Origin of the sequence: Acinetobacter piscicola (assembly GCF_002233755.1) — a bacterium.
Lineage (GTDB): Bacteria > Pseudomonadota > Gammaproteobacteria > Pseudomonadales > Moraxellaceae > Acinetobacter > Acinetobacter piscicola.
Genome location: NZ_NIFO01000005.1, coordinates 44,591 through 61,240 on the forward strand (window position 1 = coordinate 44,591; position 16,650 = coordinate 61,240).

General features: G+C 35.8%; 14 protein-coding genes and 1 pseudogene. 9 read left to right on the top strand and 6 right to left on the bottom strand.

The window, feature by feature from the left end; genetic code table 11:
• Positions 1 to 65 precede the first annotated feature (65 nt).
• From CDA10_RS10015 to CDA10_RS10030, 4 genes are all read left to right on the top strand, one after another.
• Complete coding sequence (locus CDA10_RS10015; protein ID WP_089605471.1) at positions 66 to 707, top strand: hypothetical protein; 642 nt, start codon at positions 66 to 68, stop codon at positions 705 to 707.
• Between the two features lie 36 nt (positions 708 to 743).
• The gene (locus CDA10_RS10020; protein WP_089605472.1) at positions 744 to 1,652 is read left to right on the top strand and encodes a pseudouridine synthase; all 909 of its coding nucleotides are present in this window, start codon (positions 744 to 746) and stop codon (positions 1,650 to 1,652) included.
• Between the two features lie 106 nt (positions 1,653 to 1,758).
• Positions 1,759 to 2,073: a type II toxin-antitoxin system RelB/DinJ family antitoxin gene (locus CDA10_RS10025; RefSeq protein WP_089605473.1), complete on the top strand. Its 315-nt coding sequence runs from the start codon at positions 1,759 to 1,761 to the stop codon at positions 2,071 to 2,073.
• 100 nt (positions 2,074 to 2,173) lie between these two features.
• Positions 2,174 to 2,617: a GNAT family N-acetyltransferase gene (locus CDA10_RS10030; protein WP_089605474.1), complete on the top strand. Its 444-nt coding sequence runs from the start codon at positions 2,174 to 2,176 to the stop codon at positions 2,615 to 2,617.
• Positions 2,618 to 2,747: 130 nt separating this feature from the next.
• Here CDA10_RS10030 and CDA10_RS10035 read toward each other — a convergent pair whose 3' ends face one another.
• Positions 2,748 to 3,473 (bottom strand): pseudouridine synthase, encoded by a 726-nt coding sequence (locus CDA10_RS10035; RefSeq protein WP_089605475.1) that lies wholly within the window; start codon positions 3,471 to 3,473, stop codon positions 2,748 to 2,750.
• A gap of 312 nt (positions 3,474 to 3,785) precedes the next feature.
• Here CDA10_RS10035 and CDA10_RS10040 point away from each other — a divergent pair, with 312 nt between their 5' ends.
• Positions 3,786 to 4,244 carry a DUF441 domain-containing protein gene (locus tag CDA10_RS10040; RefSeq protein ID WP_089605476.1) on the top strand — a complete coding sequence of 153 codons (459 nt, stop codon included), beginning with the start codon at positions 3,786 to 3,788 and terminating at the stop codon, positions 4,242 to 4,244.
• Positions 4,245 to 4,383: 139 nt separating this feature from the next.
• Here CDA10_RS10040 and CDA10_RS10045 read toward each other — a convergent pair whose 3' ends face one another.
• Both CDA10_RS10045 and CDA10_RS10050 read right to left on the bottom strand, forming a co-directional pair.
• Positions 4,384 to 5,397, bottom strand: coding sequence for a sensor domain-containing diguanylate cyclase (locus CDA10_RS10045; protein WP_089605477.1), 1,014 nt, complete (start codon positions 5,395 to 5,397; stop codon positions 4,384 to 4,386).
• 197 nt (positions 5,398 to 5,594) lie between these two features.
• Positions 5,595 to 6,515: a LysR family transcriptional regulator gene (locus tag CDA10_RS10050; protein WP_089605612.1), complete on the bottom strand. Its 921-nt coding sequence runs from the start codon at positions 6,513 to 6,515 to the stop codon at positions 5,595 to 5,597.
• A 331-nt stretch (positions 6,516 to 6,846) separates the two neighbouring features.
• On the opposite strand from CDA10_RS10050, the gene metE reads away from it, so the two are divergent.
• Positions 6,847 to 9,174 carry a 5-methyltetrahydropteroyltriglutamate--homocysteine S-methyltransferase gene (metE, locus tag CDA10_RS10055; RefSeq protein ID WP_228704618.1) on the top strand — a complete coding sequence of 776 codons (2,328 nt, stop codon included), beginning with the start codon at positions 6,847 to 6,849 and terminating at the stop codon, positions 9,172 to 9,174.
• Between the two features lie 317 nt (positions 9,175 to 9,491).
• Here metE and CDA10_RS10060 read toward each other — a convergent pair whose 3' ends face one another.
• Positions 9,492 to 10,475 (bottom strand): ion transporter, encoded by a 984-nt coding sequence (locus CDA10_RS10060; RefSeq protein WP_089605478.1) that lies wholly within the window; start codon positions 10,473 to 10,475, stop codon positions 9,492 to 9,494.
• Positions 10,476 to 10,717: 242 nt separating this feature from the next.
• On the opposite strand from CDA10_RS10060, the gene CDA10_RS10065 reads away from it, so the two are divergent.
• The 3 genes and pseudogenes from CDA10_RS10065 to mqo all read left to right on the top strand — a co-directional run bounded on the left by CDA10_RS10065 (position 10,718) and on the right by mqo (position 14,630).
• Positions 10,718 to 12,067, top strand: coding sequence for an amino acid permease (locus CDA10_RS10065; RefSeq protein WP_089605479.1), 1,350 nt, complete (start codon positions 10,718 to 10,720; stop codon positions 12,065 to 12,067).
• A gap of 211 nt (positions 12,068 to 12,278) precedes the next feature.
• A pseudogene (locus CDA10_RS10070) lies at positions 12,279 to 12,720 on the top strand (Lrp/AsnC family transcriptional regulator).
• A gap of 266 nt (positions 12,721 to 12,986) precedes the next feature.
• Positions 12,987 to 14,630 carry a malate dehydrogenase (quinone) gene (gene mqo, locus CDA10_RS10075; RefSeq protein ID WP_089605480.1) on the top strand — a complete coding sequence of 548 codons (1,644 nt, stop codon included), beginning with the start codon at positions 12,987 to 12,989 and terminating at the stop codon, positions 14,628 to 14,630.
• Positions 14,631 to 14,696: 66 nt separating this feature from the next.
• On the opposite strand, the gene CDA10_RS10080 is transcribed toward mqo, so the two are convergent.
• Together CDA10_RS10080 and CDA10_RS10085 are read right to left on the bottom strand one after the other, a co-directional pair.
• A complete protein-coding gene (locus tag CDA10_RS10080) occupies positions 14,697 to 14,912 on the bottom strand; it encodes a hypothetical protein (protein ID WP_089605481.1) in 216 nt (71 codons plus the stop codon).
• A 19-nt stretch (positions 14,913 to 14,931) separates the two neighbouring features.
• Positions 14,932 to 16,617: an ATP-dependent nuclease gene (locus CDA10_RS10085; protein ID WP_089605482.1), complete on the bottom strand. Its 1,686-nt coding sequence runs from the start codon at positions 16,615 to 16,617 to the stop codon at positions 14,932 to 14,934.
• Positions 16,618 to 16,650: the final 33 nt, after the last annotated feature.

A 16,650-nucleotide genomic window follows, 5' to 3' on the forward strand; every position in this document is an offset into this window, starting at 1 on the left:
CATATACTGTTTAAATTTTAGTAAATTTATTCATTGCCCATTAAACATAGATTGTTCTTAAAATCATGACATTACAAAACAGAGTTGACCCTTGGGGTAATTTGATTGCAAATCCATCAAAACATGCTGAGTTAATGGGTAATCGAGGTGTTTTGCACAATACAGAACGACAAATTATCCGAAAGTGGAAACTTAAAGCTTGGATTACATGTCTTACACAATTTAAAGACACTAAAAGAGTCATTTTTGCTCCAAATCATTATTCTGAACTCTTTTTTTTAGATGAAGCAACAGCTTTTGCAGCAGGTCATCGCCCATGCGCTGAATGTCAACGCCAAAGAAGTAATCAATTTAAAATCTTGTGGCTAGAAACAAACTCATCAAACAAGAAAATAAAATTGTCCGAAATTGATGAACAATTACACTTGGAACGTATTGACAAAGATCAAAATAAAATCACTTTTCAAGCAATGATCAAAGACTTACCAATTGGCACTTGTATCGAATATATGAATGATTTTGTGATGATTGTTGCTGAACAACACTATTTGCTTTGGTCTTTTGATGGATATAAAAATAAAATAGATATAGAAGCAGAAAGCATTGTTAATGTTATTACCCCAAAATCAATCGTGAATATTTTTAAACATGGGTTTATTCCATATTTTCATCCATCAGCTCAAAAAATTGTCTGTAATAACCAGTAGCTAATCACTTTCAATGAATTTGGATAATATCGTTTTATGATACAAACTATAGATTTTACCCCGCCGATGCTCAATGGCGTTACAGCTTCTAAAGTTTTTTTAAATGCAGCAGAAAAAAATTGGCTAACAATTTATGAATATTTGTGTAATCACTTTCCCCACATCCCTGCAAATGAATGGCAACAACGTTTTGAAGATCAACTCATCATTGATATGCAAGGAAATTCACTGAATCTAGCTTCACCATTTCAGCAGAACACACACATTTATTACTATCGTTTTTTGGCACATGAAGTTCATGTACCATTTCAAGAAAAGATTCTATTTGAAAATAATGATTTAATGGTGATTGATAAGCCACATTTCCTTACGATTAGCCCCACTGGTCAGTATGTTCAAGAAACCTTATTGGTTCGATTAAAAAAAACCACGAATAATCCTGATTTAACCCCGATACATCGACTTGATCGTGAAACTGCAGGAATCGTATTGATTTCCAAACAGCCTTCTACTCGTGGTTTATATCAGCAAATGTTTGCAGAGCGCAAAGTTCAAAAGCTTTATCATGCGATTGCTCCTTACCGTGAAACTTTAGCATTTCCATGTGAAATCAGTTTACGCATGGAAAAAGGGCAACCTTTTTACACCATGCAGGTGGTAGATGGCATTGCCAACTCACAAACAGCAATTGAGATCATTGAACATGATCAATCTTGGGCAAAGTATCAACTCAAACCACTCACAGGTAAGCAACATCAGCTTCGTGTCCATCTGAACAGTTTAGATATCCCCATCAAAAATGATCCTTTTTACCCAAAAGTCATACACAAAAGAGAAGATGACTTTAGTCAGCCATTACAACTTTTAGCCAAACAAATTGAATTTATAGACCCCATAACACAGCAAGAAATGCACTTTTGTTCTGAATATGAATTGACACTGTAATTCCCATGTAATGACAAATATACGACTTTTTGATGATTAGACATTGAAATTCTGAATACTTTGATTAAAATAGACTTTCAAACTCAAATTTGTTTGGTTTAAATCCATGAGAAAAACGGAAGTCTATCAAGTACGCCTTGATTCACAAGAAAAAAAACAGGCGTTTGCTGTATTCAAACAATTGGGAATTACTCCTGCACAAGCAGTTCGGTTATTTTTCAAACAGGTTGTGATTACAAAATCAATCCCCTTCGCTATTGAGAACCAAAATATCAATATGGATCAATTGCTGAAATTGCGAAAAATTAAGCAAGAACAACAGCAAAATGGTCAACTCAATAATAGTGTTGACTTAATAGATGATGATGAAGATCTTTTTGCTGAGTTGAATGCCATATTGGGTGAAAGTGACAAAACTTAACAATGTTGCATTTTAAAACAATTAATTAGGTTCACTTTTGATTTTTTTGGTTATGCTCTTTTGTAAGTAAAGATAAAAATTCATTATAAAGGGGCTATAAATGATCGTCAGACGAGCGACCAAAGAAGACTTGAATCAACTTTCTGTTTTATTTGATGAATATCGTCAGTTTTATGGCGCTTCTTCCAATATCAAACAATCATTCGACTTTCTTACACAACGCTATGAAAATCAGGAAAGTGTTATTTTCATTCATGTAAAAGATGATGTTTTTACAGGTTTTGTACTTTTATATTTAGGTTTTTCTTCTGTCGCCTGCTCTACTTATTATATTTTAGACGATGTTTATGTTACTCCAATTTTTCGACGACAAGGTTCAGCTAAACAGTTGATTGATACTGCAATTTTATTTGCACGTCACGAAAATGCACAACGTATTAGCTTAGAAACTCAAAAAAATAATTACCACTCACATCAACTTTATGAACAAATGGGTTTCGTAAAAGACAACGAATTCCAAACCTATCATTGTTTCTTAAAGTAATTCCTCAACTCCACTACTTTGGAAATTTAGCCATTTAATGAACTAAATACATTTTTCAGAATTGTGAAATTAGACGTTTTGAGTTTCTTAAACGAGCTGAATAGTTGTTCCTAAACAGGGGTTTACTGGATTAAATTTCCAATAATGACTCAGTACTTTGATTCTTAGCCGCTAAAATCTGTTGTTCATTTAAGTAAATCCATTCACCTTCAGCCAATTGTGATAATTTTAATTGACCAATTTGAGCGCGATGCAAACGCTCTACCTTATTTCCAACCGCTGCAAGCATACGTTTAACTTGATGATATACACCTTGATGAATTGCCATGCTCAATTCAAATTCAGCAATTTGCTTCACTTCTGTCGCAGCAAAAATCCCCTTTTCATTGCGTAATTCAACACCAGTTTCTAATTGCTGAATTTGTGTATCATTGATCGGGTCAGCAGTTTGCATTTGATAAACTTTCGCCACATGCTTTTTGGGATGTGTCAAAGCCTGAAGAAACTGCCCATCATCTGTAAGCAATAATAATCCAGTTGTATCCTGATCAAGGCGTCCAACACATTGTAAGCCTCGATTCATCAATACATCATTAAACAAATCAAAAACACTATAATGATGAGTGGCTTGATGCGAACATTCATAACCTTGTGGCTTGTTTAAAGCAATATAGACCTTTTCACGGTACTGAAAAGTTTCACCATGCACTTTATATTCTAGATTTTGTAAATTCAGTTTAAATTTTGGATCTGAAACGATTTGATCTTGAATAGAAATAGCACTATTTTTGATCAGCTGCTGGCAGTGTTTTCGTGATCCAAAACCCTGTGATTGCAACATCTTTTCCAGCAACATACATTTCACCCTATTTTCTAAGCCGAACATTTTACATGAGGATACTGAACATAGCGATGCATAAGGAATAACAAACTCAATATTCAAAATTTTAACAACATAACCTTAGTCACATTATGATTGACTTTTCAATGAAATTTAACTGCTAAAAAATACGGTGAATGCTTTTTTAATATTAAAATTCAATAGAATAGATGATAATGCTGTAGATAATTTACAAACGCACTGTGCCAGATTAGGATTTATTTTAAAATTCATAGTGTTATTTTCAGTATAATACAGCGGTATTTTTATTTTAAACGATGAACTTTGATGAGTTTTTCTAGCCTTGACCTTAATTTAATTGTTCTCCTGATTCTTCTCGCCTGCGGTATTTTTAGTCATAACACAGCTGTAACCATCGCAGCAGGTGTACTCATTGTTTTTAGAATCACGCCTTTAAGCCAATTTTTCCCACTCTTACAAACGCATGGTTTAGAAGTAGGCATTATTATTCTAACCATTGGTGTATTGACTCCTATCGCAAGTGGCAAGATTCCGGGCGAAGTGATTTTAAAATCTTTTATGCATTGGAAATCTTTAACAGCGATTGCTATAGGGTTATTGGTTGCATGGCTTGGCGGGCGTGGCGTAAGTTTAATGACCAATCAACCGAATGTCGTTGCAGGATTACTTATTGGTACGGTTGCAGGTGTTGCATTATTGCGCGGCGTTCCAGTTGGCCCGTTGATTGCAGCAGGAATTTTGTCGTTATTTATTGGAAAGTCATAGCATATTGATGAAAAAAGATTGATTGGAAAATATCAAAGCGTAATATTGCAAAACTGGATTGGAAAATGAGCCAGCTTCTACATTGTGTTTAAAAAGTTTTCCACAAAATGTAGAAAAATCAATATCATCAAGACATTGCTTACAGGCTGTAATTCACTCCCTTGCGAATACGCTTATTCTCATACATTTTCAAATCAGCAAATTCAATCAATTTATTGAGTTCTAAACCATCTTCTGGAAATAAAGCTAAACCAACACTCGCCCCCATATCCAATTTTACATTCTCAAATATAAAGGGTAGCCCACACGCTTCGACAATTCTATTCATTGCTTTCTTGGCAATCTCTTGATTTGCAACACCACTTAGAATCACTGCAAATTCATCACCACCTAGACGTGCCACAACATCATCATGCCGTGTTGCATTGACAATTCGTTTGCCAATTTCTTTTAAAGCTTCATCGCCTAAACGATGTCCATATTGGTCATTGATTGGTTTCAAACCATCTACATCAATCATCAATATACCAAGTAGTCGCCCACCACGTTTGGCTTTATCCACCCCTTGTCTTAAACAATCTAGGAATAAAGCACGATTGGCAAGACCTGTTAAATTGTCTTGTGTTGCGAGTTTATAGAGTTCTTGTGCGCCATATTTGGTCGCGTGGTACATCGCTGCGGCAATCAGTTCAGACATTAAACTTAGCAAGTTAATGTCACTGTCTTTAAATGCATTGACACGTTCAGAATAAATTTTAAGAACACCGATAGGCTCATCACAATGAATTAACGGCACAACCGCCATTGAACGTAGCCCAACACGTCTACATGCTTCACGATCGACACGTTCATCAACTTCACTGTCTTTACAATACAGCGTTGTATTTTGCGCTATACATAACCCTGACAGACTGGAATCCATTTTCAAACGCAAACCTAGAAAATCGTTTGCTCCATTGGAAACAGCGCGATAAACCATGTCACCGTCTTCAGCGAGTTCGACAATAGCGCCCTTTGCTTGGGTAATCATTTGAATTTGTTCTGCGACAAGGGTCATCACCGCATTGATATCTAAACCCAATTTCGCAATTGCAGTTTGAGTCTGAATAACCGAAAGTAATTGTTTAGATGTCGGTTGCTTCGCTTTAGGCATAGATCATCCTAGACGAGTTTAAATCATGAATTCCAATTCATATCTTAAAATGATTATCGCTTTATTTAAAGCACAATTCACGTACGCATCACAGATAAAGATCAATATAAATCAAAATTTATAGGCTAATGCTAAGCGATAAGCTAAATCTGTATGAATTTTAGCGCATTAAAATTCATACATTGTGAATAAATAGATTAACTCAGATAATATTGATGACGCTTTTGAGAGAATTTCTCTAACTGTTTTAAGAAACCTTCAAAGTAGCTTTTTTCTTTTTCTTCAATACGATAGCCTGCATATAATGTACGGCGTAAACCATTTGCAGATACACAATCTAAACGACGAGAAGTCACCCAGCCTTTTTGTTCATATTCATTCACCACCCAATCGGGTAATGCTGCTATGCCTCGTCCACTTGCAACCAATTGAATCAACATCTGGGTTAAATCAGTCGTTCGGATTTGTTTAGGTTGAATATTTGCGGGAATAAATAACTTCGACATAATGTCCAAACGATGCTTATCTACAGGATAAGTAATCAAAGTTTCTTCCGCCAACTCTTGCACAGTAATACGCTCAGCACGAACCAATGGATGCGTATTTGAAAGCACTAAACGTGATTCATATTCAAAAATTGGAAAATACTCAATCCCTTTTAAAGCAATCGGATCTGCCGTAATCAATAAATCAAATTCAGCATTTTGTAAAAGCTCGTGCGGATTCGACTCAAAACCTGAAGCAAAATCTAAGTCTACATCGGGGTATTGTGAACGATATTGATTCAGCAAAGGCATTAACCAATCAAAGCAGCTATGACATTCTGAAGAAAAAATAATTCGCCCAGTCTGCCCATGCACAATTCGAGTAATGTCTGATTGTGCGATTTGGATTTGTGGAAGCACATCATCGGCAAGTTTAAGCAAACGTTGTCCTACATTTGAAAATGACACTGGACGTGTGCGACGGTTTACAACCTCTACCCCATACCAATGATCTAACTCTTTCAATTGATGAGAAATTGCAGAAGGTGTTAAACACAAATCACCCGCAGCAGCGACCAGTGAACCATGCTCACGTAAAGCAGTTAAAGTTTTTAAATGACGAATTTCTAACATGAGTAAAGACCAGAAAAACAACGTTTTGTTCTTAAAATGACTTTCAACAAACCATGCTTTCAACGTTGCTGAAAGTGCAAAGAACAATAAAGACAAGCTTTGCTTGAACACAAGCCGAAAAGCCATACTTCAAATAAAGCTCAAGCAAAACATAATGAATAATCATTCAAACAATAAACTTGCTATTGTTGAATGCGAATTACTTACATCTCTTCATGATCCAAAAAATAAAGATACAAATAAAATCACTTAAAGATGAATATAATTCACTATAACATGAATTTAATGAGTTTGTGTAATGATGAATTCTATTTAATGATAGCAACAATAAATGAATTCTAATCATCTGCATTTTAAAGGTTATACCGTGTCTATTCAAACTCATATTCTTGGCTATCCACGTATCGGTATAAAACGTGAATTAAAATTTGCAGAGGAAAGCTATTGGAAAGGTGAAATTTCTCAAACTGAATTTTTAGCAAAAGCTCAAGCTGTTGAAGCTGCAAACTGGCAAGCTCAGGTAGACGCAGGATTATCATTGATTACTGTTGGCGATTTTGTATTTTACGACAGTATTTTAACCCATGCGGTACGATTAGGTATTATTCCTACACGTTTTGCCGAAGCAGCTCAACTGAACCATGTTGATCAACAATTTTATTTAGCACGTGGTCGTGCGCCAGAATGTACAGATGTTGCCGCGCTTGAAATGACCAAATGGTTTGATACCAATTATCATTACCTCGTACCCGAATTAAATCCAACTCAACAATTTAATGCAGACTTCTCTGATTTATTTGCTCAAATTGACCGCGCAAAAGCTTTCAAGCAACCGCTTAAAGTTGTCGTTCCAGGTCTAGTAACATTCTTATATCTTTCTCGTATTGTCGATGTAAATAATGCAGAAGCTGAAAAACATGCATGTGAATGTGGAACAGAGCATGCTGAAATTGCTGCTGATCAAGCCACATTAAAATTCATTGATGCCCTTGTTCCAATCTACACAGCTTTATTTGACGAACTAAAAGCACGTGGTGTGGAATATGTACAAGTCGATGAGTCTGCATTGGTTTTAGATCTTACCCCAGAATGGCAAGCGGCTTTTGAACGTGTTTATAATCTCTTGCAACGTAAAGATGGCTTAAAACTGATTATTGCCACTTATTTTGAAACTTTAGGAGCAAATTTAAACCTTGCCGTTAATCTGCCTGTCGCAGGTTTGCACATTGATATCACAAGAGAAAAGCAAGGTGAATTCTTCTGGAAAAAGGTCATTGACCAACTGCCTACACATAAAATTTTATCTTTAGGTTTAATCAATGGTCGTAGTGTTTGGGCAAGTGATTTGGTTTATTTAAATCTGATTGTTCAAACGGCTAAAAAATCTTTAGATGATCGTTTATGGCTCTCTACAGGTTGCTCATTATTACATGTACCTGTTGACTTACGCTCTGAAACGATTCCTGCAGAAGTGAATGGCAAACTTGCCTTTGCCCGCCAAAAACTCAATGAATTAGTGGTATTAGCGTCTGGAAAGATTTATCCAAATGAAAAATTGTCTAAAGCCGCAGATAAGGCTTTTGATTTAGTCGGACAAGAACGTACCGAAACATTTGAGGATCGTTTCAAAGCACAACAACAAAAATTTAACTTACCATTGATACCCACCACAACCATTGGTTCATTCCCTCAAACTACGGAAATTCGTGCAGCCCGCTCAGCTTGGAACAATGGTGACTTAACCAACGATGCTTATGAAATCGCAATGCAGAAAGAAATTGCTTATGCAATCGAACAACAAGAACAATTAGGTTTAGATGTTTTAGTACATGGTGAAGCTGAACGCACAGACATGGTGGAATACTTCGCTGGTTTACTCGATGGTTTCTGGTTATCTAGATTTGGATGGGTACAATCATATGGTAGCCGTTGTGTACGCCCACCAATCATTGTAAGTGACATTACTCGCCCAACTGCAATGACTGTGAAGTGGATTGAATATGCCAACACCCTAACTGACAAGATCGTAAAAGGTATGTTGACTGGCCCTGTCACTATTTTAAATTGGTCTTTTCCACCTGCACACCGCACACGTCGTGAAGTGTGTTTACAACTCGCGGAAGCAATTCGTCAGGAAGTGTCTGATCTACAAAATGCGGGGATTGAAATTATCCAAATTGATGAAGCTGCATTCCGTGAAGGTTTACCCCTACGTAAAGCAGAGCAAGCTGAATATTGGGATTGGGCAGTTAAATCCTTCAAACACTGTTCAAGCAGTGCCAATATCGACACTCAGATTCATACACATATGTGTTATTCAGATTTTAAAGACTGCTTGCCACAAATCACAGCGATGGATGCGGATGTCATTACTATTGAAACCTCACGTTCAGGTTTACAACTTTTAGAAGTATTCCATCAGCAAAGCTATCCAAACGCCATCGGCCCAGGTGTCTACGACATTCACAGTCCGAGCACTCCAACTGCAGATCACATGCGCACAGTGATTGATCGTGCATTAAGAACCATCCCTGCTGAGCATCTTTGGGTCAATCCAGACTGTGGCTTAAAAACCCGTAACTGGGCTGAAACTAAAACAGCATTAACCGCTTTGGTGAAAATGGCCAAACAAGTTCGTGCAGAACTTGAAACAGCATAACAAAAATAACTTTAGAATAATAAATCTGAGAATAATAAGAAAATAACATTTTAAAATCATCAGCAGCCTCCATTTATGGAGGCATTTTTTATCAGTTCATATACATCAACGCAATTTCAAAAACATATCTTGGCAAATGTATTGAATTCTTTTTTGAAGGCTGTTGACTAGCCATCACGACAGAACAACCCGAATTCATCAACATAATTACAGCAGCCCTAGCGATGACTAATTTTCTTAAACATTCTTTTTAAAATCCATGATCTACTATAAATATCGGCTTAAATATGAATAATTTAATCCATTGTTCAAGAAAATTAATCAGGCAATTTATGCCCACAATGTGGACAGAAACAGTACTTATTTTTTTCATGCTCGAGCTCTTCTTCTTTTCTTTCTCGAATCAATTGCAAAATAATATCTCGTGTTTGCTCAGTGGAAAGCCCGATTTGCTTACGAATACTTTCAATCTTTTCGACATCTTCAATTAAGTCTATTTCACTATTGTTTAATAACGCTCTAAATCGAAGTTCTAATTCTTGCTTTCTTTGTTCTAGTTCATTGGCTAAACCTGTCGCTAAAATACCTGCGGGTAAAGCAGCCAAGCCCACACCTAGAATAGTAATCAACGCACCTAAAAAACGTCCCAACGGTGTAATGGGTGTAACATCTCCATAACCTACCGTCGTTAAAGTGACTACTGCCCACCACATCGATGCAGGAATAGAACTAAATACCGTGGGTTGAGCACTGCTTTCTACAACATAAATCCCAGCTGCTGCCATCACAATCATGATTAATAAAATAAAAATAACCGCTTGAAAAGAGCCTTTTTCACGCTCTATTACCCGTAGCAGAATCTGCAAAGAGACAAAATAACGGGTTAATTTTAATAAACGAAGTAAACGTAAAACACGTAAGAAGCGTAAATCGATGTGTACGAACAAGTTAAGATAGGCTGGTAAAATTGCCAATAAATCAATAATAGCCGCCCCACTGGTGATATAGCGCCAACGCTGTTTCGATTCAGACTCTAAAGGATTTTTCTCAACAACGCTCCAAAATCTGAGCACATATTCTGCTGTAAAAATAATAATCGACAGGTTTTCAAAAACATTAAAATAGACGTGATAAGCCTTATAAATCTCATTCACAGATTCAAGCAATACTGCTATCACATTTCCACTAATCAGCACGATGAGAAAATAATTAATACACCGACTGAACAGTGTTTCATAATCATCATTATGCAAGTTGTTGTATACAAAATGCCGTAATTTATACCATGCCGTAATTCGCATCATTGCACTTTTTATTGGAATTAAAGATGCATAGTAATACGCTAAGCCCTGCTAAGACAATGTTACAACGCTAAACAATGTACATTCTCACTGGTTGAAAATCATGAATCACTCGAGAAGACTGATAAATAAAATTTTATAAATAGATAAAAATTTATTATATTAGTCACATATTTTTCAGCATTGCTGATTTTACAGTTTACGTACATGTACACAGTACAACTCTCAAATATGGATCATTGATGTCTTCGCAACAAAACAGCCAGCTTAAACACGGCTTGAGCAATCGTCATATTCAATTGATTGCTTTAGGCGGCTCAATTGGCACAGGGCTTTTCTTAGGAATTTCTCAAACCATCAAACTTGCAGGGCCATCCGTTATTTTAGGCTATGCAATTGCAGGCTTAATTGCATTTTTTATGATGCGCCAACTGGGTGAAATGGTAGTTGAAGAACCTGTCAGTGGTTCATTCAGTTATTTTGCCTATAAATACTGGAGTCCATTTGCTGGTTTTATGTCTGGCTGGAATTACTGGGTGCTCAATGTCTTGGTTTGTATGGCTGAGCTGAGTGCAATTGGTTTATATGTTCAATATTGGTGGCCCGAAATCCCGACTTGGATATCTGCACTCGCCTTCTTTATCTTGATCAATGTGATTAACCTTTTGCATGTTAAAGTTTTTGGTGAAATGGAATTTTTATTTTCCATCATTAAAATTTTAGCCATTATCGCCATGATTGGTTTTGGTTCATGGTTACTGGCTAGTGGACATGCAGGTGAAACTGCTTCTATTTCAAACCTCTGGGCTTTGGGCGGATTCTTTCCGAATGGTCTGACGGGTTTAGTCATGGCAATGGCGATCATTATGTTCTCTTTTGGTGGGATCGAATTGGTTGGTATTGCTGCGGCAGAAACTCAAAATCCAACCCAAACGATTCCCAAAGCAGTCAATCAGATTGTTTATCGTGTACTTTTATTTTACGTGTTAACAATCATTGTTTTGTTATCGCTTTTCCCATGGAATCAAATTGCTGAAGGTGGTAGTCCTTTTGTGCTGATTTTTGATTCACTTGGAAGCCAAGGTGTTGCAACAGCACTTAATTTTGTTGTACTTACCGCTGCAATTTCTGTTTATAACGGAACAAGTTATGGTACGAGTCGTATGTTGCTTGGCTTAGCACAGCAAGGAAACGCACCTCAATTCCTCAGTAAAATTAATAAACGCGGTATTCCTTATACGGCTATTTTGACCTCGGCTTTAGTCACAGCAATCTGTGTGGTGCTAAACTATATTTTTCCAGAAAATGCATTTAAGTTATTAATGAGTCTTGTAATTTCAGCGATTGTGATTAACTGGACAGTGCTTTCTCTAACACATCTTAAGTTTAAGCGAAAAATGAATGCTTTAAATAAAGTGTCACTTTTCCCTTCGATTGGATATCCATTGAGTAATTATATTTGTGTCATTTTCATGTTGTGTATTTTGGCAATTATGTGGATGACACCTGATATGCGCATTGCTGTTATTTTAATTCCACTATGGATTGCATGTTTAAGTCTTGCATATTGGTTCAAAGTACGAAAAGTTTAAAGTCTTGGACAGCATCTTTAATGGCACCCTTCCGCTAAAGATGCTGTCCATAGAATCAAAGCCAGTCTCCCAAATGTCTTTGATTCAATAAGATTATTTTAGCGTTTCATTGAATGAAATGTTTCCCGAATTTGATCTTGTTTTAAATCATTTCCGGAATTAAATTTCATGATTTAGATCATTTACGGGAAAAAATTCTGAGGTATAGCGTATGAGTGACAACCAATACAATTTAGACAAGATAGATCGCAAAATTTTATCAGCACTCAGACAAGATGGCCGACTCACTGTAGCTCAACTTTCAGAAATGGTCGGTTTATCTTCCTCACCCTGTTGGACTCGAGTCAAACGCCTTGAATCACTCAATGTTATTGAAGGCTATACTGCAACGATTAATGCTAAAGCCATTGGTATTAATGAATTGTTCTTTATTGAAATTACTTTAGAACGCCATGATGATGAAATTTTAGAGCAATTTAGTGACTGGCGATTACGATTATCTGGTTAAAGTTGCTGTAAAAAATGCTGAACACTATGAGCGTTTTTTACGTAAAAACTTATACTCGATGAAAGGTATTCGCCATACTCGCTCTATTTTTGCTTTACGTCCATTAAAGTTAGAAAATAAATCAGACTTGATGATGATCGAATAATACAAATCAGATTTGAATATTTTTACTGAAATTTTTATGGATTTATGTTTTAATAATTACAGTATGAGATGAGCCTCTTACAGTATATGCCTCGATGCATATACGACTAGCCCCTAACCATGGGGCTTTTTATTGTCTAAATTTTCAACGATATACCATTCAGCACATTTATAATCAAAACTAAAAAGCGTTTACATAAGTTCACTATACCTGCTTATTTTGTACACTATTATTTAAGAATAAATCGAAGTAAAAAAGGAATAACTATGAAGAAATTTTTTAAATATCTACTCATCATCCTTGTTGTACTCTTTGTGATCGGACTAATTTTTCTATTTCGACCCACTGCCTCTAATTCAGTAAATACTAAAGCTGATGAACCTGTTGTAGATGTTGTTCTTGTTGGTGGCGGTATCATGAGTGCGACTTTAGGCACTTATTTGAGTGAATTAGAACCTTCATGGCAAGTGCGAATGTATGAACGCTTGGATCAAGTCGGTCAAGAAAGTTCAAAAGGTTTAAACAATGCAGGTACTGGGCATTCAGGCTTTATGGAAATGAACTATACCCCTGAAAAAGACGGTAAAGTTGACATCAAAAAAGCGATCGACACCGCTTCTCAGTTTGAGGTGAGTAAGCAATTTTGGTCTTATCAGGTTAAAAATGGTGTGCTCGGTCAACCGACTAGCTTCATTAATCCTGTTCCACACATTGCATTTGTTTGGGGTGATAGCGTCAACTATATGAAAAAGCGTTATGAAGCGATGATTCAAAGTCCAATGTTTGAAGGGTTAAAATATACTGAAAATCCTGCTGAAATTAAACAATGGGCGCCACTTGTGATGCAAGGTCGTGATGCAAATCAAAAAGTTGCTGCAACTCGTATGGATGTCGGTTCAGATGTAAATTATGGTTCTATTACCACTCAATTGGTTGATCATTTGAAAAAGCAGTCTAATTTCAAACTCGAAACATCTACTGAAGTTACAGGTATCAGTCCAAATGTAGATAAAACGTGGACCGTTTCATTTAAAAATTTAAAAACCAATGCAGAAAGTCATATCAAAACCCGTCATGTATTTATTGGTGCAGGAGGTGCTGCGATCAGATTATTGCAAATGACAGGTTTAGAAGAAACCAAACAATATGCAGGCTTCCCGATTGGCGGTATTTTCCTCATGACTGACAATCCAGCGGTTACCGCTCAACATACGGCTAAAGTGTATGGTAAACCTGAATTAGGTGCGCCTCCAATGTCTGTACCGCACATTGATACGCGTTATATTGATGGCAAAAAATATGTATTGTTTGGGCCATTTGCAACTTATTCAAACAAATTCCTTAAACATGGTTCTCAGTTTGATTTGATTGATGCCACCAATAAAAATAATGTGATTCCAATGGCGACGATTGGTGCTGAAAATTTAGATTTGGTGGAATACTTGGTGAGCCAAGTGGCAATGTCAAAACAAGATCAGTTTAACGAGCTTAAAAAATATTATCCTGAGGCTAAAATTGAAGATTGGAAATTGAATCAAGGTGGTCAGCGTGTTCAGATCATCAAGAAAGCACCGGGTAAAGAAGCGACTTTACAGTTTGGTACTGAAATTTTTGCATCTAAAGATGGTTCTGTGACCGCATTGCTTGGTGCTTCTCCTGGTGCTTCTACTTCTCCTTATATTATGTTGAATTTAATGGAGAAGGCTTTCCCTGAACAAGTGAAAGGTAAGTGGAATCCAAAGTTACATGAAATCGTTCAATCTTATGGGCAAGATTTAGGAACCAACCCTGCTCTGCTTGATCAAGTGCGTACTTATACCAGTGCCACTTTAGGTTTAAATTATACGCCTACTCGTAAAGCTGCAAATGATGCAACTGCAACAGTCCCTGCTGTAGCGAATGCGAATTAATTAGACACTTGTGGAATAAAAAGATGAGTTATGTGCTCATCTTTTTAGTTTTTTATAATGTGACAGTTATTCTATGTCATAAACCCAATTTCTAGCTTGTTGGTCTGTCGTAGTTTCACAAACATAGTAATCATGATCCCAAGCGTCTTGGTTAAAAATTTCCTTTTTAAAATAAGTGACTTGTTTACCATTTTCGACACAGACAAAGCTCTCACCTTGATCTTTGACTTGGGTTCCGTTGAGGAAGCCACCTATACAGAGAAATCGGGATTGTTTGGGCATTTTTACATCAACTTTTATATTACTTTATAAATTTACGCTCTAACTGGATAATAAGGTTATTTACATATTCATGATTACAATCATGAATATTTTCATAAACACCGTGCTGACTAACTTGTGTAGCTATATACTTCTTAAGCACATTTAGAACGGAATCAGTTAGAACCTTACCTTGGGCTTCTAACACATTTCTTAAAGCGATACTCCACTTACTAGTATCTTTACCAAATTTAGTATTTTTAAAATCAATCCCGAACTCTTCATCAATTTTATTCGAATAAATTTCGATTTTAAATAAATTTTCGATTTCTGTTTCTTTTTTTCCTTTTGCTACTAAATAGCTATAAGAATCATTATTTAACTCAGTAGACTCAAGTAATTTAGGTACAATTGATTTTGAGGCCTCATCGTTATCCACAATAACAAAACAAGAGCAAAGCATATCTTGGTAATGCTTAATTTCATAACTTAACTTCCCAATACCTCCTAGAAATTTAATTATTAAATCACCATCTTTCATCAATTTTGATAATTTCGGGCTCCTCTCGATTATAAGCTTTCTAAGAATAATACTGTCACATTCACCTTCAACAATAATAACTTTACGTGCATGTTCTAAATTATCTGAAGTTCTAACACCTAGACAATCACGAATTTCTTGAATTTTCTTAACTGATTTAACTTTATTATTTGATACTAAAATATTATTAGATAATTCATCTCTATCAACAAACACAGGGTTATGTGTTGAAATAACCAATTGATTTACTGAAGATAGTTCTTCAACAGCTACTTTCAAACTGTGCATTGCTGACGGATGTAAATGAGATTCTGGTTCCTCAATAGCAATAATAGATGCTCCATTATGAATTCTATTTCTGTCTTTTAACAAACCAATAGCTGCTAAGCTTTTAACCCCATCTCCTTTATATTTAATATCAGTCTTATCGCCATCATCAATCTCAATTACATAATCTTTTCTTAATCTATATCTTCTAGCTGAATCAGATATTCTTAATTGTACAGATTCAATATTTGGCAAAAATTTGTGTAAAGAATTTTTAATTGTATTTGCAACTTTATTTAGTACAGGTTTTTGCAAACTCTCAATAACAGCTAACGCCTTTTTAAACTCTTCATCACTTTCTAATTTTGCTAGTTCTTCTTCAACCATCTCATTAATTACATCTAGAGCTTCTTGCTCGGTTCTTACGGCTGGAATATATGTAAATTGAATTTTTTCAGCAATATATTTGGCAATTCTCTCTGATTTTTCAGATAGAGAACTACTACCACGCTTTGGTACAAGAATTTTACCAACATTATTTTGATCAAATGAAATCTGTATACACAAATCACTATTAATTTTACTTTTGATAACTTTGTGGAAATCTAATCTTTCCTCTTCATTGAGCTCAAAATTTAATATAAATAAAGTATTTTTAGCACGTGGCTTATTTTGAAGAGAAATTGGAAAATCTCTATACCAGTCATAATCATTTCTCTGTTTAAAGCGCACACTTCCTACGCTTTTAAACGATCGTCCATGAAATCTTAAAGTATCCATTGCTAACCTTAACGCGAGTAAAACAGTAGTTTTACCCTCATTATTCTTACCAACTAACACAGATTGATCTTTTAAATTAATTTCTCCCCCATCGGTAATACTTCTGAAGTTTTTAATTGTAAATTTTGTTAGTTTCATAAAAAAGCCCCACCTAAGTGGAGCTTTTATAAA